The sequence below is a fragment of the Streptomyces sp. NPDC054796 genome, assembly GCF_053611545.1.
On the sequence record NZ_JBSHAO010000128.1, the window covers coordinates 1 to 4160 of the forward strand.

Sequence of the window (4160 nt, forward strand, 5' to 3'; positions counted from 1 at the left end):
GAGCTGTCTCCCTCGCGCCGGGGCGCCGCCCGTACTGCCCGTACTGCCCGTACCGCCCGTACCGCGCGTGCCGCGTCAGGCCGGGAGCGCCTCCGGCGCCGCGGGCCCCGAGGCGCCCGCGCCCCGCACCGTCAGCCACTCGGGCAGCGTCTCGCCGTCCTTGAGGCCCAGAGCCAGCAGCAGCGAGTCCGCGGGCGTCGGCTCGAACGGCTTCGTCAGCAGCCCCATCCCCGCCTGCGCGGGCGTACGGTCCGCCTTGCGGTGGTTGTCCGTCGCACACGCGGCGACCGTGTTCAGCCAGGTGTCCCCGCCGCCCCGCGAGCGCGGCACGATGTGATCGACCGTGGTCGCCCTGCGCCCGCAGTACGCGCACCGGTGCCGGTCACGTACGAGGACGCCGCGCCGCGACCACGGCGCCCGTTGTCGGAACGGCACCCTGACGTATCTGCACAGCCGGATCACCTGCGGTACCGGAAGCTCGATGCTCGCCGCGCGCACCCGGAGGCCGGGGTGCGACTGCTCGACGACGGCCTTGTCCTGCATGACCAGCACCACCGCACGCCGCAGCGACACCGTCGACAGCGGCTCAAAGCTCGCGTTGAGGACCAGCGTCTCCCGCATCGCCTCCACCTCCCGGTCTCCGGCCCGCCCCCGTGGCGGGGTGGCTCCACTGTGCCGATGCCCGATCAGGTGAACAACGCAATTTCCCTACGCCGTACGAGGGGTGACCGGCGCCCGGAGAAAGGGTGACGAAGCACGGAACAACAGGTGGGAGGGCCCGGCAGACGGGAAGGAGCGGAGGAGCCCGGAGGGGGAAGGGGACGCAAGGGGCAGCCGACGCGGTCGCCCGACCCCCGGCCGGACTCCGACGGGCGGCTGGCGCAGACACGAGCGCCCCGCCGCCCCCGCGCTCGCGGTGCCGACTGCCCGGAGCCACTGTGCGACGCGGAGACGACGGGGCGCAAAGCATTTTCCCGGCGCAGCGCACCGCGCGCCGGGCCCGTCGAGGCCGAGGAGTCTCAGTCCTCGGCGACCTCTTCGTGCTCACCGATGAGCTGCGCACGCCCGACGGTCTTGAAGCGCAGGTTGAAGCCGACGACGGCGGGCGAGGCGTCCGCGTCGGGCCCCAGCTTCTCGCTGTCGACGGCGTACACCGTGAACACGTACCGGTGGGGCCCGTCCCCGGGCGGCGGCGCGGCACCGCCGAAGTCACGGGTGCCGAAGTCGTTGCGCACGTGGACGGCGCCCTCGGGCAGCCCCTTCATGTCGCCCGTACCGGCACCCACCGGCAGCTCGGTCACGGTCACCGGGATGTCGAAGACGGACCAGTGCCAGAAGCCGCTGCCCGTCGGCGCGTCCGGGTCGAAGCAGGTGACGGCGAAGCTCTTGGTCTCCGGGGGGAACCCCTCCCAGCGCAGGTGGGGAGAGGTGTTCCCCCGCGCGTAAAGCTGGTCCGGCCTCAGCCGTCCGCCCTCGGAGACGTCGTCGCTCACCACCTGGAACGACGGCACCGGCGGGTGGAAGTCGTGGGGGAGCGGCCGACGCTTCTGCTCGGTCACGGGAGAACCTCCTCATCGCGAGAATCGCTGTACCGGCCAGCCTAACGAGCCGAGGCCCCCCTCTTTGCCACCATGGTGACCACTCGACAGCCCTTCACAATGCTGACCTTCAATGCGGTGGTGCGACGATGACCAGCTCCGTGGAACTGCCAGAACTGCCCGACGGCGAGCTGCCGGGCCTCTTCGAAGGCACCGTGCCTCCCGGCGTGTACCGCTGCGCGTCCGTGGGCCCGGACGTCCTGATGCAAGCGGAAGCAGCGGGCTGGGTGGGGACGGTGGTGGACCTGACGGGCGCGGCGAGCAAGGCGGACTTCATGGACCGCTGCGCGACCGGCCTGGAACTCCCCGACTGGTTCGGCCGCAACTGGGACGCGCTCGCCGACTGCCTCACCGACCTCTCCTGGTGGGGCGAGACGGACGGCTATCTGGTGATGACGGCCGGATGGCGCGACTTCGAGCAGGCCGCCCCCCAGGAAGCCGACACCGCGGCGGAGATCTTCACGGCCGCCGCTGCCTACTGGGCGGTCCGCGACGCCCACCTCTCGGTGCTCCTGGGCTGACGGACGGCGCCGGGCTGACGGCACCGGGGGCGCGGACCACTGGCGCCGGTACCGGGAACGCCGTCCGGCCGCCGCCCCGAGGACGACGGCCGGATGACGGCTCACGGGAGTCGCGGCCGGTTCAGCACGGCCGGCCCACGACGGCTACAGCCAGTTGCGCTTGCCGCCGACCTCCGTCAGCCACTGGTTGATGTAGGCCGTCCAGTCCGTCTGCTGGAACTGGGACTGGCTCACCTGGAACGAGCGGAACGAGTCGGTGCCTCCGGAGAAGATGCCCGGCTTCTTGTCCATCTCCATGACGACGTCCATCTCGTTGCCGTCGGCCACGAAGGACAGCTCCACCTGAGTGAGCCCGCGGTACTGCTGCGGCGCGAAGAACTCGATCTCCTGGTAGAAGGGGAGCCGCTGCCGGGTGCCCCGGATGTGGCCCTTCTCCATGTCGGCGGACTTGAAGCGGAAGCCGAGCTGGCCGAACGCGTCCAGGATCGCCTGCTGGGCGGGCAGCGGGTGCACGTTCACCGGGTCGAGGTCGGTGGAGTCGACGGCCCGCGCGATGGCCAGCTCCGTCGTCACGCCGATGTTCATGCCGGTGAGCTGCTGGCCCAGGAACATCGTGATCGGCGTCTCCCAGGGGACCTCCAACTGGAACGGCACCGTGTGGGAGCTGCCCGCGGCCAGGTCGAAGGCGCCGCCGAGCGACTGCCTGCCGAACTCGATGTTCTGCTTCATCTCGCCGTCGTTGGTCTCCACCTCGACCTTGGCCTGAAGACCGACCGAGAGCCCCTGGATCTGCTGGTCGACCGAGCCCGCCTCGATCCGCACCTCACCCTGGACGACGCCGCCCGGGACCACGTTCGGCTCGTGCAGCACGGTGTCCACCGACGCGCTCCCCACGCCCATGCTCGCGAACAGCTTCTTGAACCCCATCTGATTCCTCCCAGGCTCGGCCTGTGTCGTCTGTACTCGTGACGGCCTTCGTTACGAGTTACGCCGCGCGCTGCCGTGCGGTTCCGTCCGCCCCGGATGGTCGCCCCCGTGGCTCGGTTATCCTCGAACAGCATGATCGCTGGCCGAGACCGTACGCCAAGGGGTGGCCCGGCCCACAGGCCGCTACCCCGTTCCTTCTTCGACCGCCCCGTGCTGGAGGTCGCTCCCGACCTCCTGGGCCGCACGCTGATACGCAACACGGCCGACGGGCCGATGGAGCTGCGGCTCACCGAGGTCGAGGCGTACGCGGGGGAGGCCGACCCGGGTTCGCACGCCTACCGCGGACGCACACAGCGCAACGCCTCGATGTTCGGCCCGCCCGGCCACGCATACGTCTACTTCATCTACGGCATGTGGTTCAGCCTCAACCTCGTCTGCGGTCCCGAGGGGCACGCGAGCGGTGTGCTGCTGCGCGCCGGTGAGGTACTGAGCGGCGAGGAGCAGGCGAGGAAGCGCCGGCCGAAGGCCCGTAAGGACACAGAACTGGCCAAGGGTCCCGCCCGGCTCGCCACGGCACTGGACATCGACCGCACCCTGAACGGCGTCGACCTGTGCGGCCGGGACGAGGCGGCCCCGCTGCGTGTCCTCGCTGGTGAGCCCGTGGATCTCGCCGACGTCCGCAGCGGCCCGCGCACGGGCGTCGGCGGCGAGGGCGCCCACCAGCCCTGGCGCTTCTGGACGGATGGGGACCCGACGGTGAGCCCATATCGGCCACACCAACGGAGGCATCGGCGTACGTGACTTGACGCTGCGGGGGTCGGCCCCTAATGTAGATCGAGCCGCTGAAACGGGGCAGACCTTCACGTCGACTCTTCAGAGTCGCCTGGGAGCCCCTCACAAACGGTCAAACCACTACCTGAGATTCCCCAACCGGGGTCGTTTTTCGGTGCGCCGAAATTCGACTCGAAGGCTCGATTAGGAGCCCGGACGGAAATCCTCTAAAGTAGTGGACACGTCGAAAGGCGCCCCGCCGACAGGGGAAAGTCGGAATCGGATTTCGGCCGGGAACGGCCGGGAAACGGATCTGATAGAGTCGGAGACACCGAAAGGGAAG

Annotated in this window: 5 protein-coding genes; 2 read left to right on the forward strand and 3 right to left on the reverse strand. The window is 70.2% G+C overall.

Going from position 1 to position 4160, the window contains the following annotated elements:
• Positions 1–75: 75 nt before the first annotated feature.
• Positions 76–621 carry an HNH endonuclease gene (locus ACWGJ2_RS39985; protein WP_453351334.1) on the reverse strand — a complete coding sequence of 182 codons (546 nt, stop codon included), beginning with the start codon at positions 619–621 and terminating at the stop codon, positions 76–78.
• Positions 622–1019: 398 nt separating this feature from the next.
• A complete protein-coding gene (locus tag ACWGJ2_RS39990) occupies positions 1020–1559 on the reverse strand; it encodes a YbhB/YbcL family Raf kinase inhibitor-like protein (RefSeq protein ID WP_453351335.1) in 540 nt (179 codons plus the stop codon).
• Between the two features lie 128 nt (positions 1560–1687).
• Between ACWGJ2_RS39990 and ACWGJ2_RS39995 the strand changes: the two genes are divergently transcribed.
• Positions 1688–2119 carry a barstar family protein gene (locus tag ACWGJ2_RS39995; protein WP_453351336.1) on the forward strand — a complete coding sequence of 144 codons (432 nt, stop codon included), beginning with the start codon at positions 1688–1690 and terminating at the stop codon, positions 2117–2119.
• Positions 2120–2263: 144 nt separating this feature from the next.
• On the opposite strand, the gene ACWGJ2_RS40000 is transcribed toward ACWGJ2_RS39995, so the two are convergent.
• On the reverse strand, positions 2264–3046 hold the full coding sequence (locus ACWGJ2_RS40000) for a sporulation protein (RefSeq protein WP_453351337.1): 783 nt from the start codon (positions 3044–3046) through the stop codon (positions 2264–2266).
• Positions 3047–3178: 132 nt separating this feature from the next.
• Here ACWGJ2_RS40000 and ACWGJ2_RS40005 point away from each other — a divergent pair, with 132 nt between their 5' ends.
• Positions 3179–3847 (forward strand): DNA-3-methyladenine glycosylase, encoded by a 669-nt coding sequence (locus ACWGJ2_RS40005; protein WP_453351338.1) that lies wholly within the window; start codon positions 3179–3181, stop codon positions 3845–3847.
• The last annotated feature ends 313 nt before the right edge of the window (positions 3848–4160 follow it).